13 protein-coding genes are annotated in these 17265 nt (G+C 42.6%); 8 read left to right on the top strand and 5 right to left on the bottom strand.

All coding sequences use genetic code 11. The features are described 5' to 3' along the window. Nucleotides 1–67: 67 nt before the first annotated feature. A complete protein-coding gene (locus tag JSY38_RS15835; RefSeq protein ID WP_205114102.1) occupies nucleotides 68–1270 on the bottom strand; it encodes a thiolase family protein in 1203 nt (400 codons plus the stop codon). A gap of 32 nt (nucleotides 1271–1302) precedes the next feature. Beyond that, on the bottom strand, nucleotides 1303–2871 hold the full coding sequence (locus JSY38_RS15830) for an acyl CoA:acetate/3-ketoacid CoA transferase (RefSeq protein WP_205114100.1): 1569 nt from the start codon (nucleotides 2869–2871) through the stop codon (nucleotides 1303–1305). Nucleotides 2872–3206: 335 nt separating this feature from the next. On the opposite strand from JSY38_RS15830, the gene JSY38_RS15825 reads away from it, so the two are divergent. The 4 genes from JSY38_RS15825 to JSY38_RS15810 all read left to right on the top strand — a co-directional run bounded on the left by JSY38_RS15825 (nucleotide 3207) and on the right by JSY38_RS15810 (nucleotide 6659). Then, nucleotides 3207–4241 (top strand): TRAP transporter substrate-binding protein, encoded by a 1035-nt coding sequence (locus JSY38_RS15825; protein WP_205114098.1) that lies wholly within the window; start codon nucleotides 3207–3209, stop codon nucleotides 4239–4241. A gap of 23 nt (nucleotides 4242–4264) precedes the next feature. After that, a complete protein-coding gene (locus JSY38_RS15820; protein WP_114411897.1) occupies nucleotides 4265–4768 on the top strand; it encodes a TRAP transporter small permease in 504 nt (167 codons plus the stop codon). Then, a complete protein-coding gene (locus JSY38_RS15815; protein WP_114411896.1) occupies nucleotides 4761–6080 on the top strand; it encodes a TRAP transporter large permease in 1320 nt (439 codons plus the stop codon). The genes JSY38_RS15820 and JSY38_RS15815 overlap by 8 nt, the downstream gene beginning before the upstream one ends. 123 nt (nucleotides 6081–6203) lie before the next feature. Next, entirely contained in the window at nucleotides 6204–6659 is a 456-nt protein-coding gene (locus tag JSY38_RS15810; RefSeq protein ID WP_205114096.1) for a MarR family winged helix-turn-helix transcriptional regulator, read from the top strand. Between the two features lie 58 nt (nucleotides 6660–6717). Here the strand turns inward: JSY38_RS15810 and JSY38_RS15805 are convergent, their stop codons facing one another. Further along, nucleotides 6718–8031, bottom strand: coding sequence for a methyl-accepting chemotaxis protein (locus tag JSY38_RS15805; protein WP_114411894.1), 1314 nt, complete (start codon nucleotides 8029–8031; stop codon nucleotides 6718–6720). 108 nt (nucleotides 8032–8139) lie between these two features. Next, nucleotides 8140–12411 carry a PAS domain-containing hybrid sensor histidine kinase/response regulator gene (locus JSY38_RS15800; protein WP_205114094.1) on the bottom strand — a complete coding sequence of 1424 codons (4272 nt, stop codon included), beginning with the start codon at nucleotides 12409–12411 and terminating at the stop codon, nucleotides 8140–8142. A gap of 320 nt (nucleotides 12412–12731) precedes the next feature. Between JSY38_RS15800 and JSY38_RS15795 the strand changes: the two genes are divergently transcribed. Both JSY38_RS15795 and JSY38_RS15790 read left to right on the top strand, forming a co-directional pair. Continuing rightward, nucleotides 12732–13721, top strand: coding sequence for a 2-hydroxyacid dehydrogenase (locus tag JSY38_RS15795; RefSeq protein ID WP_205114092.1), 990 nt, complete (start codon nucleotides 12732–12734; stop codon nucleotides 13719–13721). 119 nt (nucleotides 13722–13840) lie between these two features. Continuing rightward, nucleotides 13841–14695, top strand: coding sequence for an inositol monophosphatase family protein (locus JSY38_RS15790; RefSeq protein WP_205114090.1), 855 nt, complete (start codon nucleotides 13841–13843; stop codon nucleotides 14693–14695). A gap of 29 nt (nucleotides 14696–14724) precedes the next feature. On the opposite strand, the gene JSY38_RS15785 is transcribed toward JSY38_RS15790, so the two are convergent. Continuing rightward, on the bottom strand, nucleotides 14725–15624 hold the full coding sequence (locus JSY38_RS15785; protein ID WP_205114088.1) for a LysR family transcriptional regulator: 900 nt from the start codon (nucleotides 15622–15624) through the stop codon (nucleotides 14725–14727). Nucleotides 15625–15746: 122 nt separating this feature from the next. Here JSY38_RS15785 and JSY38_RS15780 point away from each other — a divergent pair, with 122 nt between their 5' ends. Together JSY38_RS15780 and JSY38_RS15775 are read left to right on the top strand one after the other, a co-directional pair. Then, the gene (locus JSY38_RS15780; RefSeq protein ID WP_205114086.1) at nucleotides 15747–16613 is read left to right on the top strand and encodes an MBL fold metallo-hydrolase; all 867 of its coding nucleotides are present in this window, start codon (nucleotides 15747–15749) and stop codon (nucleotides 16611–16613) included. Further along, nucleotides 16607–17227: a DsbA family protein gene (locus tag JSY38_RS15775; RefSeq protein WP_205114084.1), complete on the top strand. Its 621-nt coding sequence runs from the start codon at nucleotides 16607–16609 to the stop codon at nucleotides 17225–17227. Before JSY38_RS15780 ends, JSY38_RS15775 begins: the two co-directional genes overlap by 7 nt. The last annotated feature ends 38 nt before the right edge of the window (nucleotides 17228–17265 follow it).

The raw sequence follows: 17265 nt of genomic DNA, 5'->3' as shown, positions 1-17265 counted from the left end.
TATTGAAGTTAAAGGGGGCAAATCCCTTAACAAATGCACGACGTTACGAGCGAAGTAGTCGTGCCGTTTAGCGATCTGAAACCTTGATAACCACAGCCATGCCGGTATCACCCGCTGCACAACCAGTGAACAAACCATAACCGCCGCCATTGATAACCAACTCTTCAATAAGCTCAATAATGGCACGCATACCCGTTGGTCCTTGTGGGTGACCCCAAATCAATGAGCAGCCGTAGTTGTTCATGGTCATCACATCAATGTTCATGGCTTTCGCAAAAGCCACATCATTAACCGCAAACGGATTGTGTGTTTTAATCGCTTTCACTTGTTTAATATCGACCCCCGCTACAGCTAGAGCACGTTTCGCTGCTTCTATTGGTGCCGCTGGCATGTAAGCAAGGTCATCGCGAGCTTGGCCAAAACCTAGTACTTCGACTTTAATTTCAGGGCGAGAAGTGAGCGAAGCAACCTCTTCAGAACGACAAAGAATCGCTGAAGCATTACCGTCAGCAGGATGGGTTTGGTTACCAAAAGTAATCACACCACCTTCTTGAATCGGCTTCAGTTTTTGCAGACCTTCTAGTGTCGTTGGAAAAACCCCTTCGTCACCCGTAATGATTTTATCTTCTTTCTTAAAGTTGGCCGTTGGTACGGAAAAAGGCAGTGTCATATAACGCTTTTGAAAAGCTTGATCGTCTTTTAGCGCATCTTGGTACTGCTCATAACGACGGTAAGTGACTAAATCCAATTCTTCACGAGTAATATCAAAACGTTTGGCAACGTTTTCACCCGTTTGCATCATCGAATGGCCGCCAACACAATCGTTCATCATGTTATAAGTTACTTGGTCTTCCGATGCACCGGCTGGACCTTTCGCATTTGGATAATAAATATGCGGGCCATTTGAACAGCGATCTGCCGTCATCAAGAGAGAGATATTCGCCATGCCACAGACGATTTCCGACGCAGCAGCAAACAAACCACGAGCACTGGTCGCACAAACTTGGTTAACCGCATGACCTGCTGTGTTTACCGCACCAATATCATACAAAGGCCAAGGTGCGCCGTTAAAAGATTGATACTGATTAACCGTCATGCCCAATACGCCTGAATCGAATACCTTTGGATCGATATTACGTTTCGCCAATTCGGACTTTGCGACATGAGCTGCAAATTTCATCGAGTGCAGATGCTGCAATGAACCTTGCCATTTGGTAAACGGCGTACTCCAGTAAGCGCCGTAAGGAATTTCTACATTCTTGATAGACATAAAGTGTTCTCGCTTATTTATTCTTGTTATTTTTACTCTTGGTTAGCCGCTGCCATGATGTCGCCCAAACCGCCCCATTGCTCAGCAAAGATTTCTACCGGCATATTTTTAAGGTCATCGGCGATGATTGGACGAAACGCCATCACACTTAGCACGTCTTTTTCTAAATCCAATCCCGGCGCAATTTCGGTTAGAACCATGCCTTCTTGGCGCAGCTCTAACACACAACGTTCTGTGACAAACACAACTGGTTGATGATTCTCTTGCGCCACTGCACCACTAAACGTAATGTGATCAACCGCTTCTACGAATTTCTGCACCTTGCCTTCTTCCAACACTTTCATCTGACCGTTTTCAAAGCCAAGCTTAGCGCCATTCACCAAGGTGCCGCAGAAAACCACTTTCTTCGCGCTCTGGGAAATATTAATAAAACCACCAGGCCCAACCACTTTAGGGCCAAACTTGCTGACGTTTAAATTGCCATTTTTATCCGCTTGAGCCAGTCCTAAGAAGGCAATATCCAAACCGCCGCCGTCATAAAAATCGAACTGAGCTTCATGTTCTATAATCGCGTCCGCATTCCATGCCGCGCCAAAATCACCGCCAGACGCAGGAATACCGCCGTAAGTACCAAGCTCGGTTGTTAGGGTGAATAAATGAGAGACTTTTTCTTCTGCCGCAATCGCAGCTACCCCGTCTGGCATACCGATACCAAGGTTCACCATGACATTAGCTTTCAGCTCCATAGCAGCACGACGGGCAATGACTTTGCGGTCGCTGAACGGCATAGGTGGCAAAGCGTTTAACGGTACACGTGAGTTACCGGCTAAACCTGGGTTGTAGGTTGTTGTGATGGTTTGCTTGTGATCTTCGGCCGGCGCGACGGTAACGTAATCCACTAATACGCCGGGTACTTTGACTTCTTTAGGGTGGATAGAATGACGTTCAGCAATGTATTTTACTTGCGCAATAACGATACCACCGCTGTTTTTCGCTGCCTGCGCCATTGGCAAAATTTCCGCCAACATGGCTTCTTCTTCTACAGACAAGTTGCCATTTTCATCGGCCGTAGTGGCACGGATAACCACCACATCTAATGGGAATTTTTTATAAAGCAGCCACTCTTCGTCTTCAATATCGATGCGTTTCACTAGATCTTCAGTGGTTATAGATGTCACTTTACCACCACTAATCAAAGGATCAACGTAGGTCCCCATGCCAACTTTGGTAATCACACCTGGCTTGTTTCCTGCAATTTGACGCCACATGGTGGTTAATACACCTTGAGGAAGAAGATAAGCCTCAATCACATTATCTGTGATCATTTGCGCCATCTTTGGTGCTTGACCTGTGTGACCAGAAATCAAACGCTTCACCAAATTTGGATGCGCCATATGTGACATGCCTGCATCTCTACCATCACCACAACCACAGTCATGAATAAGCGTTAATTGCTGTGGATGACCTGTTTTTTCAAAACGCTGCTCAACAGCTTTGGCGATCGCTTCTGCAAAATAGGACATTCCTACGGTAGACCAAGCGACGTTGGCACCATCTGGAATTAAGTCAGCAGCTTGCGCTAGAGAAATAACCTTGCTCATTTTTTACCCTCACATGTCTTTTATAATTATTTAGTAAGTTGGGCTTTATTTTGTTGATATTACTTAGCCAAGAATAATTAATGTTGTACACCACAACTATTTTTATTACAAACACTTTGTATTGGCGTTACTTTTTTTGAATACCTTGAGTGAAAATTCTATAAGTGGGATCGTTGAAAAGCACAACTATTTATGTCAAAACTAGTTTATTCTTGAGTGAAGATACCAAGAAAGCGATAAACGACAGCAAATCAGCGAGAATGATGGAGCATCCTGATCAAGTCATCTGATAGTTAAAAGCACTGCATAACAAAAACAAATATAAGGTGAACAAAATGAAAAAAATCCAACTGACAAGCCTAGCGTTTATGATGAGCTCTATGATGTCTATCAACGCTCTAGCCGCCGATGCTGAATACACGCTAAAACTGCACCATATGCTTCCTCCTGCTTCAAATGCACACAGTAATTTTTTGGCTCCTTGGGCGAAAAAAGTAGAAGAGGAATCCAATGGTCGCATTAAAATTGACATTTACCCCGCTATGCAATTAGGCGGTAAGCCAGCCCAACTTTTTGACCAAACACGTAAAGGCATCGTCGATATCTCTTGGACTGTTGCAGGTTATACCCCTGGGCGTTTCCCGAAAATGACGTCTTTTGAACTGCCATTTATCCCAGGCTCTGCTAAAGCGACTAGTATGGCTTTACAGGAATATGCTGAAACTGAAATGCAAGATGAACTAAAAGATGTTCATCTGTTGGCTCTTCATACACACACTCCCGGCTCACTTCATTCACGTGATAAAAGAGTCAAAAGTATAGAAGACTTAGAAGGCTTAAAAGTTCGTGCTCCAAATAAATACATGTCTGAAGCATTCGATGCAATTGGTGTTAATACCGTCTTTTTACCTGTCCCAGAAATGCCAAGTGCGCTTTCTAAAGGTGTAATTGACGTAGCTGTATTGCCATATGAAGTGGTTCTACCGATGAAAATTCATGAACTAGTTGGACACCATACTGAATTTAAAGGCAAAGGCTTATATTCAAATACCTTTGCCTTTACGATGAATAAAAAGGTATATAACAGCATGCCCGCTGACCTACAGAAAATTATCGATAACAATTCAGGCGTAGCATTAGCAGGCCACATTGGTGAGCGATTTGATACTTATGAAGTGTTTGCACGTAAGTTTGCAGTAGAACGTGGCAATACTTTTGATTATATCGAAGGTGCGGAACATCAGCGCTGGGAAGATGCCATGGCGCCTGTAGTCGATAAATGGGTTGAAGACATGAATGACGATGGCTACGAAGGACAACGTCTTCTTGATAAAACGAGAGCTCTTATCAAAAAATACGAAGACTTATAAGCCAGCGAATCGGATAAGTTAGCATGATCAAATTTAATGCAGATATACACCGATCTTATCTAGGTCGTTTATCGACACTATTTGCGCTAGCGGGTGGTTTTATCATGTTAATACTGGCGACGACAACCGTCGCCAGTATTATTGGTAGATCAACCATAGGGCAATCAATAGTAGGCGATTATGAAATTACCGAAATGGGCCTTGCCATGGCCGTATTTCTATTTTTACCTGAATGCTATTTACGCAAAGGTCATGTCATCGTCGATCTCTTTACCGCAAACTGCAAGCCAAGCACTTTACGTTTTTTAGATACATTCAGTGATGTGGTTTTCACCATAGTGGCCTTTGTTTTTGCCTATCGCATGAGCCTGAGCGGCTTAGAAGCAAAGGAATATTTAGAGCAAAGTATGCTTCTTGAATTGCCTACTTGGTGGACATTTATTGTGGGCGTTATATCGATGATACTTTGTGGCCTATGCGGTCTTTATAAGCTGTCTACCACCTTGTGTGGAGGTAATCATGAGTAATATAGAACTGGCCTTTTTTATGATGGCTGTACTGCTAGTTCTGATGAGTGTTCGTATTCCTATCGCCTTAACTATGCTAGTTTGTGGTGCTGTTGGTTACTCTCTTATTGGTGGTGTACCTGCTCTTTTAGAATACCTAGGTACTGCACCAGTTGCGAAATTTTCCACTTACGATCTCTCAGTTGTCCCACTATTTTTATTAATGGGGGAGTTAGCGACACGATCAGGCATTACCGCAGAGCTTTTTCGGACTTGTAATACTTGGATTGGTCGCCAGCGTGGCGGTATAGCCATGGCTGCGATTGCTGGCTGTGCCGCCTTTGGTGCTATTTGTGGCTCCTCTTTGGCAACCGCTTCAACTATGGGTAAAGTGGCTTTACCTGAAATGAAGCGCCTTAAATATTCAGGCAGCTTAGCGGCTGGTGCGTTGGCAGCTGGCGGAACACTGGGAATATTGATTCCACCTTCTATGGTGCTGATCATTTTCGCTGTACTTACTGAACAAAATATCTCGAAAATGTTTATTGCTGCCTTTGTGCCAGGCTTTTTAGCCGCTGGGGGTTACATTCTTGCTATTGCAATTTATGTACGAATTTATCCTAACGCAGGTCCTCGTGGCGAAAAAACAACATTTGCCCAGAAAATCAAGTCCACCAAAGATGTTTGGCATATCACGACTATTTTCTTGATTGTGCTAGGCGGTATCTACATGGGGATCTTCACTCCAACAGAAGCCGCTTCCGTCGGTGTCATTTTAACCGCTATTCTTGCCCTGACTCATGGCAAAATGCGTATGGATGGCCTATTGGTTTGCTTAATACGGACAGCAGTATCCTCCGCGATGATCTTTTTCATTGTGTTAGGAGCAGACCTTTTTAGCGTCTTTATCGCATTGTCTAGATTGCCAGATTTGGGTGTTGAGCTAATACAAAACTCAGGTTTATCGCCATACACTATATTGGTTTGCATGCTGCTTACCTATTTGGTCATGGGCTGTTTTTTAGACAGTTTGGCTATGATCTTACTGACAATTCCAATTTACTTCCCAATGATAATGGCGATGGACTTTGGCATACCGCAAGCAGATTTAGGGCTTTGGTTTGGCATACTAGCTTTGATCGTTGTTGAGGTGGGGCTAATCACACCACCGGTAGGCATGAACGTGTTTATTATAAAATCGTTCGATGATGCCCTAAAGCTCAAAGAGTGCTTCAAAGGCGTTATTCCTTTCCTTATCTCTGACTTTATTAGGGTCGCATTACTTATACTTTTCCCTAGTATTACCCTTGGGCTAGTTCACTTAATAGGATAATAAAAAGGCGTAGGTGCAAATTGCAACTACGCCTTTTCGATATACCCTCCAACAGTTTATGCTCACACCAAACTGATTTTTATATTACAATACCTGCTTATCCGATTAAGAACTGAGACACTCATGGCTAACGACACAAAAAAAACAGACCAATCCGTAGACTTTGGTATTCTCAATAACTTGGTTGGTTATCGCTTACGCCGCGCCCAAATGAATTTCTTTACTAAATTCTCTGAAGTCTGTTCAGACCTTGGCATCAGTCCAGGCTTGTTTGCGATTATCGCCATTGTTGAACGTAATCCCGGACTGACCCAAACAGCCGTTGCTCAGGCGTTAGGCAATGATCGCTCCGCTATGGTGGCAGCAGTCGACAAGCTCGAAAAAATGGACATTCTTGAACGTAGGCCTGCCATTAATGACCGTCGATCCTATGCTCTTTTTATGACAAAGCATGGGGAAGCGTTTTTCCTTAAAATAAGTCAACGAGTCATGGAACATGAACAAGAGATGGCGGCATGTCTTGATGGCGACAATGAATTAAATTGGCTATTAAAAACACTAGACACTCTATCCAAGTAATTAAAAAGGGCCAACCGACGAGGTTGGCCCTTACTGATTTTTAAACAGTAAGCAATAATCAAAGCTTATTGCTAAACTGACCTACCGCATCTACAACACGCTTAGCGCCATCTTGAATTTCGACGATCACTTCGCCCGCTTCATTAGATAACGCCAGTCCTTTTTGCGCCTGTTCTTTACCTTTATTAATCAAGTCTACGGCTTTTTCGGCAAGCACTTGGTTCTTTCCAACCACACCAACAATTTCTTCTGTCGCAGAGCTAGTACGTGATGCTAACTGTCTAACTTCATCAGCAACAACCGCGAAGCCTCGCCCTTGCTCACCTGCTCTGGCAGCCTCAATTGCTGCATTTAAAGCTAATAAGTTCGTCTGATCCGCGATCCCTCGAATACTCTCAATAATGGAGCCGACTAATTGCGACTGTGTATCCAATTCTGAAATCCCTTGCGCAGCTTCTTCCATCTGCTCAGATAATTGGCGCATCACGGTAACGGTTTCACTGACTACTTGGTTGCCTTTCTTAGCACTAGAGTCTGTTTGCTGTGAAGTGGAATAAGCAATATCTGCCGCTTCCGATACTGCCAATTCACGATTCACCAATTCAGTGATCAAGGTAGCAAACTTGATTACTTTGTAAAACCGTCCATGCACATCAGAAATTGGGTTATATGACGCTTCTAGCCAGACTATATTGCCTAGACTGTCAATGCGTTGAAAGCGATCCGCAACAAATTCACCTTTATTTAAGCGCGCCCAAAACTCCGCATAGCCATTAGAACCAGACTCTTCAGCAGTACAAAACATCCTATGATGTTGGCCTTTTATTTGATCAATTTTATAACCCATGCCACGCAAAAACAGCTCATTTGCATCTAATATGTGCCCACTCATATCAAACTCAATTACCGCAGTAGATCGTTGCAATGCAGCTATAATATTCTCGTCTTCACGGGAGCTAGTAATAGTCCGTGTTAAGTTATTACAATAAAGAGAGTATTCTTTTAGTTCGCCTGTTTCACCATGTAAAATGGGTTGAAAAATTGCTCTTAACCATGATTCAGAGCCATCTTCTTTTTCAATTTCCAGAGCCCCAGCCCAATGTTTAACTTCTTTTATAGCATTCAGGAATGCCTTGTAATGCTCTGTTTTACGTGAACAAATAGGCACTAAATCAGATAACTTTCGTCCAATGATTGCTTCTTTTGAAAAACCAAGCTCTGTGATAAATTTATTATTAACTGACTTCACCAATCCATCGGTATCCAAAGTAATAACCAGCATTTCTTGACCTAAGCTGTCTTTTATTTGATAAAGAGAATGCAATTCCTCCTTTATAACCTTAAGTTCACTCTTCAAGTCACTATTAAACATTCATCTCTCCTAGAATCTGCTCATCAATAAACCAGCGTTATCAAGATTAAGCTCGGTGGAATAATCAATCTATTGAAATAGCTTAGATCAAATCACCAACAATTCACGTTATTCCTTAATTTTTTGTAAAATATTAGTCATCTCTTCTTGTAACTGCGCCCGTAACTCTTTGACATCAATAGATGATAAGCATGCTTCTACTAGCTCATTATCTTCAGTAGTTTTTAGCGTTTTTTCGGATATAGAAACCAGGCTAGCAAAGCGCTGTAATCCCATTGTTAAAGAAGCCCCTTTTAAAGTATGAAGATTCTCTGCGGTCGCTACTCGATCTCTCGTTTCAACGCTTTCAGCTATTTTTTCCAACAAATCTTCTGACTCTTGGGTAAAGCCTTCAATAACACTGTTATAAAGCTCTACACTGCCACCAAATCGACCCAAAATAGATTCAATATCTTCGTAATCGCTAAGCTCTACTACAGGGGGATTTTTCTCAGTTAAAGAGCCTTCAATGCTTTCCGAAGCCACGACCGAATTCGGTCTTTTAGTATGTTTGAGAATACAGGCAACCATTATATCTATATCTAGAGGTTTACCAATATGGTCATTCATCCCCGCTTTAAGACAGGCTTGGCGATCTGACTCCGATACATTGGCTGTCATAGCAATAATAGGAAGTGATGCGAACCTCGAATCTTTGCGTATTTGCTTCGTCGCTTCTAAACCATCAACATCGGGCATCTGCATATCCATCAAAACAAGATCAAAGGTCCCTACATTTTGATTGAGAACTGTTGCAACACCTTCTATTCCTCCCTCTTCTACAGAAACAATGGCGCCTTCAACGGCTAATAACTCTGTGGCTACTTGTCTATTAAAAGCATTATCTTCAACTAATAGTATTTTTACGCCAATTAAATTATTGCCAGTATAGTTATTACTAAGACGATTCGATGCCGAGGATGTATCATTTGAAAGAGATTGGTAAACGGTTTCTGACAATTGACTCAGTGTCGCAGGTTTTAATAAATACCCAGAAACAAAATCAAGTTCGTTATCTGATTGATCATTCATTATGCTAGATAATAAAATGACTTTTGGCACATCTTCGAGGTCAGGAAAGATTGAGTTTACCTGTTTAATACTTTCTTGCCCCATAAAGTCTGATATTTTCGTGTCTAGTAAAATGACATCATATTTATCTCCAGCGACAAGCGACTCTTGCAACAGAACAACAGCACCCTGCATCGAATCCGTTTTTTCACTAGTCCAACCAAGACCAAATGCCATGCGTGTGAAAATTGCTTGCGCCGCAACATTTTCATCAACTATTAAAATGCGTAAAGGCTGATTTGATATATTGTTAGAAGGCAATTCTGGCTTAATATCAGAAACAGGTAAATCAACCGTAAAATAGAAGCGACTGCCCTTACCTAATTCGCTCTCTACACATAAAGAACCACCCATTAATTCGACAAAGCGACGAGAAATAACCAAGCCTAATCCTGAACCGCCAAAGCGGCGTGCAGTGGAAGATTCCGCTTGGGAAAATACATCAAAGATCGAATCTATTTTGTCTTTTGCTATGCCAATACCGGTATCCAGCACAGACACCGTTAGCCGAGCTACACCTGATTCAGCCGGTTGTTGCTGAATTTTCAACACCACGCAGCCCTCTAAAGTAAACTTCACAGCATTGCTAACCAGGTTAATTAGGATTTGCAAGAAGCGTAATTTATCACCGACAAGAAAAGCAGGGATGTCTTTATCAATATCAAAAATCAATTCAACATTTTTACCTGACGAACTTCCAGATAAAACAGTCGATAACTCACATAACAAGGCTTCCACTTCAAACGGCGCTTTCTCGAGTTCTAACTTACCCGCATCGACTTTAGAGAAATCCAAAACGTCATTGATCAACCCCAATAATGATTTCGCTGAGATTTGTGCTTTAGAAACATAATCATCTTGCTGACTCGTCAAAGAAGTACGTTTTACAAGGTGTAGCATACCCAAAATTGCGTTCATAGGTGTGCGTATTTCGTGGCTCATATTGGCCAGAAAGTTCGATTTAGCGGTATTAGCCGCAATAGCCTCTTCTTTAGCTTTACGTAACCAGCTCTCTAATTCCCGCTCTTCCGTGATATCACGATTGATTCCCATCATAATCGTTTTCTTGCCCTCAGGGTTTTCCTGTAAAGAAGCGCTGGCAGAAATATAGCGTACCCTGTCATCAGGTAATATAATCCGAAACACAATGTCATAATAACCAGTTCCATCAACCGCTCTTTTTAAAGCTTCGACTGCCATTTCTCTGTCTTCTGGGTGCAATCGGCTTCCCCAGTCCTCATAGACAACGCCATCTTTTTTCTTAGATAATGGATATTGATATATATCGAACATTAGGTCATTCCATTCTAATGTATCGTCAACTATGTCCCAGCTCCAAATACCTAACTGTGCCACTTCCGCTGCCATTAGCAGCTGATCTCTGGCATAAATCAATGCCTGTTGATTGCTTTTTTGCTCTGTGATGTCCATCGCCATCATTAGATACCCAACAATGTTGTTCTCACCATCCTTCATTAGTGTGACAACCAAAGACACAGGGCGATTACTGTCGTCTTTATGTATATAAGTCCATTCTTTACTTTCAAATTCTCCTTGTAAGGCTCGGTGAATAAGTACACCTAGGGAGTTAGAAACCGTTTCACCTGTAGAATCAAATATTTCAATACGCTGTTTATCGATTTCAATTTCGTCATGAAAGCCGACAGGCGTCACTTTACCAACGACCTCATCAGCCGAGTAGCCAAGCATGCGCTCAGCCCCTTTATTAAATAACTTAATTACACCATTCAAATCTGTCGCGATAATAGAAACTTCGGATGAAGCACTTAGTACATCGTTCAGCAAAAAATTCAACTCACGCAGCTCTGCCGTTCTAGCCTTTACCTCATGCTCCAAACTGCTATTCAACTCAAAGATCTTAGCTTCCGCTTTTTTGCGCTCTGAAATATCCCGTATGCTTTTTGAAACACCCATCACATTTTTATCAATGTCTAATATGGGTGACAAAGTCAAAGAAACAGGAATTTCAATGCCTGATTTCGTAATTCTTCGAGTTTCGATAGATTGAGACTCTTTTCTCTTTTTCAGCTTCATCATAGCCTTTTGTTCTTCACCACGAAGGTCATAAGGAACGAGTAAGTCCACCACACTTTTGTCTATCGCTTCTTCTTTTGAAAAGCCTAAAATACGTTCTGCACCGCTATTCCAACTAACGATAAAGCCATCCAAATTGGTGCTAATGATGCCATCTGCGGAGCTTTCAACCACGGCAGAAATTCTAGACTGCTGCGCTATCACCTCACGATTACGTATGATGTAAAGACGCATAAACGCAACAACAACAGTGAGCAAGAAACTGATTAATAAGCCAATCAACAAAAACTCTAACGGGTTGGGTAAACGCAATGACGCAATAAAGGTAGGAGTAACTTTAAGAATACTACGCCACTCACGTCCATAAACTACGCTCGTTTGTACCTGTTCATAACCAGCCACGCCAGATACACCGCTATCGTAGAACTGAACAGGCTCGTCCAAATCAGTGATATCCCAAAGTTCATAATGAAGCCTTTCAACATCTACTGGCAGCCCCCTCAATACCTCTTCCATTAGCAGAGGTGCATAACTCCAACCGAACCCCTTTTGTATGCGCTCTGCTTGAGTCAAAGGCGTACTACCACCATGATAAATGGGCATAAGAATAAGAAAGGATTGTTGAGGCTTTCCTGTAGCTTGCACCAAGGTTATTGGGCCAGTTAAACGAACTTCTCCTGAATACAAAGCAGAAGCAGCGGCTTCTCGCCGATTTCTTTCAGAGGCAATATCCAAACCAACCGCCTGACGATTTCGATCGACGGGCTCAATATATTGAATAACGTATCGTTCATTAAAATTAGGGTTCAATGCCTTAACAGAAAACTCCGGCCAGCCGTCTTTACGCGCTCGATCAACAAAAGCACTTTCTTCAGATGGGGGTATGCGGCGAATAAAGCCAAATCCCCTGGCTCCAGGAAACTCCAAATCAACATCACGGCTTAAGCTGTATAAAGTGAAAATTTTACGCGTAATCAAATCCTCACCAGTGGTTAGTATTGCCCCTCTGGCTCCTCGCAAGCCGTATTGATAAAGCTGAATACGAGTCTGTACTTCTTGTTGAAGAATATTCGATGCATCTAAAGCCGCTTGATTAATCTGTACTTTATTGTCTTCACGTACTTTGTAAACAACAACAAAAACAACAGCTATAGTCACCAATAACGTAATAAGTACCCAGCGGTTAAAAATAGATTCTGATGATACTTTTTGCACTTTTGCCTCCGAGCAACAAATCTCACGTCATACTTGGTCAAAACTATAGAAGCGAGTAATCGAATAAAATAACTATAAGTGTAGGTTAATTAATAACTTATATTTAGAGAATTACTACAAAAAAACACAAAATAAACGACAATTTATCACAACAAAATAGCGAGAAGGACAATCGTTTAAAAGCACAGAACCTCCATGCAATTTATTGTCTTGCATCAAGGTTTGTTACACAAACGAAGCAACTGGCATAATTTTACGTTATCCTTTTTTGCACTGCTAAGCGCGTTTTCTTCTCAAATAAAACAACAGGATCGACCTTCATGAATGTTGCTGTTTTTTCTTGCAAGCCCTACGACAAAAGGACACTAGCCACCTTCGCCAATGATAAAGCATTATCAATGAGCTACTTTGAAAGCCGGCTTAGCATGGAAACCATCAGCTTAGTACAAGGATTTGATGCGGTATCATGCTTCGTCAACGACGATATTAATGCCAAAGTAATTCACCTCTTAAAACAGCAAGGAGTCAAAACCATCGCCCTGCGTTGTGCAGGTTTTAATAATGTCGACCTAGATGCTGCAAAAAAAGAAGGCATAAAAGTATTTCACGTTCCAGATTACAGCCCGACCTCTGTTGCCGAACACGCTGTCGCCCTCATCATGACTCTAAACCGTAAAACTCATCGCGCTTACCACAGGGTAAAAGAGGGCAATTTTGCGTTAGAAGGATTAATGGGCTTTAACCTAGCAGGAAAGACCGTTGGCTGCATTGGCACAGGACGCATCGGCGCAGCGTTTTGCCGCATCATGAAAGGCTTCGGCTGCAAGGTGTTATGTTATGACTTATATCCGTCACAAGCGCTCATCGACCAAGGTTGCCAATACCTCACACTCGATGAAATCTATCAACAAAGCGATATTATTAGCCTGCACTGCCCTTTAAACGAATCGACTCATCACCTAATAAACAAACACAGCTTAGAAAAAATGAAAGATGGCGTGATGATCATCAATACTAGCCGTGGCGCACTCGTCCATGCCCAAGAAGCAATCGACGCACTTTACAGCGGAAAAATCGGTTATCTAGGCTTAGATGTTTACGAACAAGAAAACAAAATATTCTTCGAAGATATGTCATCCCACATCATTCAAGATAGCGTTTTCCAGCTTATGCTCACCTTCCCGAACGTCGTCGTCACAGGCCACCAAGGCTACTTTACTATTGAAGCGCTTAACCATATAGCCGAAACCACCGTCGACAACTTACTGCATCACCAAAGCGACAGCAGTGGAGCAAGGCAATTGGCGTAAGTCTGCTAAGAAAAGAAGTCACAAAAACATCATAAAATTATCAAGATTCACTAAACCATTCGTCACTCCGATCGCGTATAATTTCTAAACACTGGAAATGACAAAAGGAGTGACAAAAAGTGAATCTCGATAAACCAACGCAAGAAAGACTGATCAGTATCGTCCGTAGAGCAGGCCAAGAGATCGTCATGCCAAACTTTCGTCAGCTTAGCGCCACCGACGTAGAAACTAAGAGCAGCTTAACGGACCTTGTTACCATTGCCGATAAAGCCAGTGAAGCCTTTATCACTAAAGAAATTCAGGCGGCCTTTCCGGATTGGGAAATCGTCGGAGAAGAAGCCGTCGCGGAAGATCCATCCACCACAGATAAAATTGGCACCTCAGACACTTGCGTAATAATCGATCCTATTGACGGCACCTGGAACTACGCCCACGGATTATCAGAATTTGGCATCATACTCGCCGTCGTTGTAAAAGGCGTTACGCGTTTTGGCTTACTTTATGACCCAGTAAATGATGACTGGATATACGCAAACCTGAGCGAAGGTGCTTTTTTTCAACGCACCGCCATGAATGAAAAAGGCAAGCATCAAACACCTAAGCAATCACCACGAGCACTCAGCTTCACGGCTGAACCAGACCTAGAAAAACTCATCGGCATCATGTCGGTTAACTCGTATACTGGCCAGAAAAAACAAAACTTTGCCCTTAAAGCGAGCCGCTTTGTCCGCATGAACAACTTGCCTTCTTGCCCTGCTTACCGACAAATCGCCCAAGGTCACTTCCACTTCAGCCTCACCTACAAAATGCTCCCGTGGGATCACGCCGCAGGCGTACTGGTTCACACCGAAGCGGGCGGCATATGCCGAACACTCGACGGCCAAGAATACAGCCCAACCATGCTAGACGGCGAAATGCTCGCCGCTCAATCAGAACAACAATGGCAGGAATTGGCAGAGTGGTTTAGGAGATAAGTTTAAGTTTCCAATTTTGCCTTTTATCCTCACCATGGATGCTCGGCAAAGTAACGCTCTAAATGATCTATCAGGGCACGAACATTAGGCGACAGGTGCTTTCGAGACGAATAAAGCGCGTAGATAATCAAGTCTTTGGGTTTCCACTCAGGCAAGACATGGCACAAGCTGCCATCGTTAATGTAGCGATTCGCTAAATAAGTAGGCTGAAGACAAACACCCATGCCATTCAATGTAGCATGCAAGAGCGCTGTGGCTTCGTTAATGCTTAAACGACAATCTACGCTAATCGATTCAAACTGATAACCTTTAGAAAGATGCCAGATGTGGCGTTCAAAGTTTTTATAGCCCAAGCATTGATGATGTATCAAGTCCTGCGGATGCTGGATTTCGCCTATCGTATGTCGTACTTTTTCAAGGTAAGCCGGAGACGCCACCAGCACAGATTCACACACAGCAATGGGTTTGCCGATTAATGAAGGATCAGGGTTCGAAGCAATTCGTATAGCAAGGTCAATGCTTTTCTCTGTTAAGTCGGCCGTACTGTCTTCTAGATCGATATCAATGTGGACTTTGGGATGTTTCTGCATGAAGTCTTGAATGGCAGGCATGAGTTGAGAAAAACCAAACGACATGCTGGAGGTGATTCGCACCAAACCTGACAATTCATCACTGGTATTCACCAAGGAAAGAATATTATCCGCTTGTTCCAACCACTGCTCCACGTCTTTTAAACAAGCTTCACCCGCGCTAGTCAGTGATATTTTCCGTGTCGTACGATGCAACAAACGAATCTTTAACCAATCTTCCATGGCTTCTATATAGCGTGTCACCATGGGTCGCGACATATTCAAACGATCAGCGGTGCGGGAAAAGCTCCGCGATTGGGCAACATCGATAAAAACTTTAGCAGCTATCACTCTGTCCATAATTCCACGCTTCCACTTGCACGATATAAGAAATAATCATGCTCATTTTTGTGTATTTTTCCGAGCACGTCAATTCTCTATTATGGCCAAATGAATTACACAATCACTCTTTGGAGAGAAAGATGAAAAAACTGATTACCTTCGCCGCTTCTGCACTTATCGCTCATTCTGCAGTTGCAGCAGACACAAAACCGTTAACTTTAGATGTATATAATGCAGATGCTAATAGCTTTAATGTGACCTCTACTTTGGTATATGGTGAAACGGAAGCTATGCTTATCGATACTGGTTTTACCAAAGCCGATGCATTGCGCATTGCGGCAAAAGTACTGGATTCTCATAAAGAACTAAAAACCATTTTCATTAGCCAAGCGGATCCTGATTACTACTTTGGCGCAGAGACGCTGCACACTATTTTCCCAAAAGCCGACATTATCACGACGCCAGCAGTGAAAAAGGTCATTGAAGAAAAGCTGGCGGGGAAACTAGCTTTTTGGGAGCCAAAAATGGGCGACAACGCGCCAGTCAATCCAATTATTCCAATAGCTTACAATAAATCTACTTTGATGGTAGACGGCCATACTATCGATATTCGTGGCACAGAAGGTGTATTTGCACATCGCCCTTATCTTTGGATTCCAGAAAACAAAGCTATTTTAGGCAATGTAGCGGTATACGGAAACATGCACCTATGGATGGCAGATGCGCAATCTGATGCCGCTCAAGCCGCTTGGACAGCCCAATTAGAAGAAATGTTGGCATTAAAACCAGCGGTTGTTATTCCTGGTCACATGGCTCCAGGTACAAAACTTGATTCAAGCACTATTTCAAACTCGCTGAATTACATCACAGTCTTTCAGAAAGCGAAGAAAGAAAGCAAAAACAGTGCTGAACTTATTAAAGCCATGACAGCAAAATATCCAGATGCTCAAGGTGCTTTAAGCTTAGATATCGCAGCTAAAGTCCATAAAGGTGAAATGTCATGGTAAAAGTTCATTACTTCTTCGATCCAATGTGTGGTTGGTGTTACGGGGCGTCATCACTGGTAGGCGTATTGGCTGACATGGCGGAATTTGAAATCATTTATCACCCTGGTGGCATGATTCCGAAACGGGCAATAGATCCTTCGTTTAGACAGCACATTTTGCAAGCTGATACTCAAATCGCCAACATGACAAAAGCACACTTTGGCGACGCTTATAAAGCAAGAGTGGCGGGTGCAGACGATTTTATCGTGGATTCTTACTCGACAACTCGTGCCTTTCTTGTTGGTCAAGAAATGGGGATTGAAGCACATGTCATGCTCGCCGCCATTCAAAAAGCGCACTATCAAGATAGTAAGCATTTGGATGAGTTGAAGGTTTTAGCAGATCTGGCTGTTTCTATGGGATTAGATAAAGCGACATGGAACGAAAAAATGGCACAGTCTGAAGCGAACATGCTAAGCCAAGTGCAAGAAAGCCATGACGTCATGGGACAACTACAGGTTGGCGGCTACCCTACTTTTATCTTAGAAAAAGAGGATAGTTTAACGCGTCTGCCGCACAGTAATTATTATGGCAAAACTGAAGCGTGGAAAAACTATCTAGCCGAATTGGTTTAAATCTAAAGAGCCTTCTCTGAATCTACAGCGAAGGCTCT

The sequence above is a fragment of the Marinomonas foliarum genome (assembly GCF_016906065.1).
Taxonomy (GTDB): domain Bacteria; phylum Pseudomonadota; class Gammaproteobacteria; order Pseudomonadales; family Marinomonadaceae; genus Marinomonas; species Marinomonas foliarum.
Note: the sequence above shows the minus strand (reverse complement) of the source record. Positions and strands in the feature narration are given on the sequence as shown.

What these genes read in the sequence shown, in the direction of transcription:
- JSY38_RS15785 (WP_205114088.1), bottom strand. Translation starts at nt 15,624, where the DNA reads ATGGACAGAGTGATAGCTGCTAAAGTTTTTATCGATGTTGCCCAATCG.
- JSY38_RS15795 (WP_205114092.1), top strand. Translation starts at nt 12,732, where the DNA reads ATGAATGTTGCTGTTTTTTCTTGCAAGCCCTACGACAAAAGGACACTA.
- JSY38_RS15820 (WP_114411897.1), top strand. Translation starts at nt 4,265, where the DNA reads ATGATCAAATTTAATGCAGATATACACCGATCTTATCTAGGTCGTTTA.
- JSY38_RS15810 (WP_205114096.1), top strand. Translation starts at nt 6,204, where the DNA reads ATGGCTAACGACACAAAAAAAACAGACCAATCCGTAGACTTTGGTATT.
- JSY38_RS15815 (WP_114411896.1), top strand. Translation starts at nt 4,761, where the DNA reads ATGAGTAATATAGAACTGGCCTTTTTTATGATGGCTGTACTGCTAGTT.
- JSY38_RS15830 (WP_205114100.1), bottom strand. Translation starts at nt 2,871, where the DNA reads ATGAGCAAGGTTATTTCTCTAGCGCAAGCTGCTGACTTAATTCCAGAT.
- JSY38_RS15805 (WP_114411894.1), bottom strand. Translation starts at nt 8,031, where the DNA reads ATGTTTAATAGTGACTTGAAGAGTGAACTTAAGGTTATAAAGGAGGAA.
- JSY38_RS15775 (WP_205114084.1), top strand. Translation starts at nt 16,607, where the DNA reads ATGGTAAAAGTTCATTACTTCTTCGATCCAATGTGTGGTTGGTGTTAC.
- JSY38_RS15825 (WP_205114098.1), top strand. Translation starts at nt 3,207, where the DNA reads ATGAAAAAAATCCAACTGACAAGCCTAGCGTTTATGATGAGCTCTATG.
- JSY38_RS15780 (WP_205114086.1), top strand. Translation starts at nt 15,747, where the DNA reads ATGAAAAAACTGATTACCTTCGCCGCTTCTGCACTTATCGCTCATTCT.
- JSY38_RS15835 (WP_205114102.1), bottom strand. Translation starts at nt 1,270, where the DNA reads ATGTCTATCAAGAATGTAGAAATTCCTTACGGCGCTTACTGGAGTACG.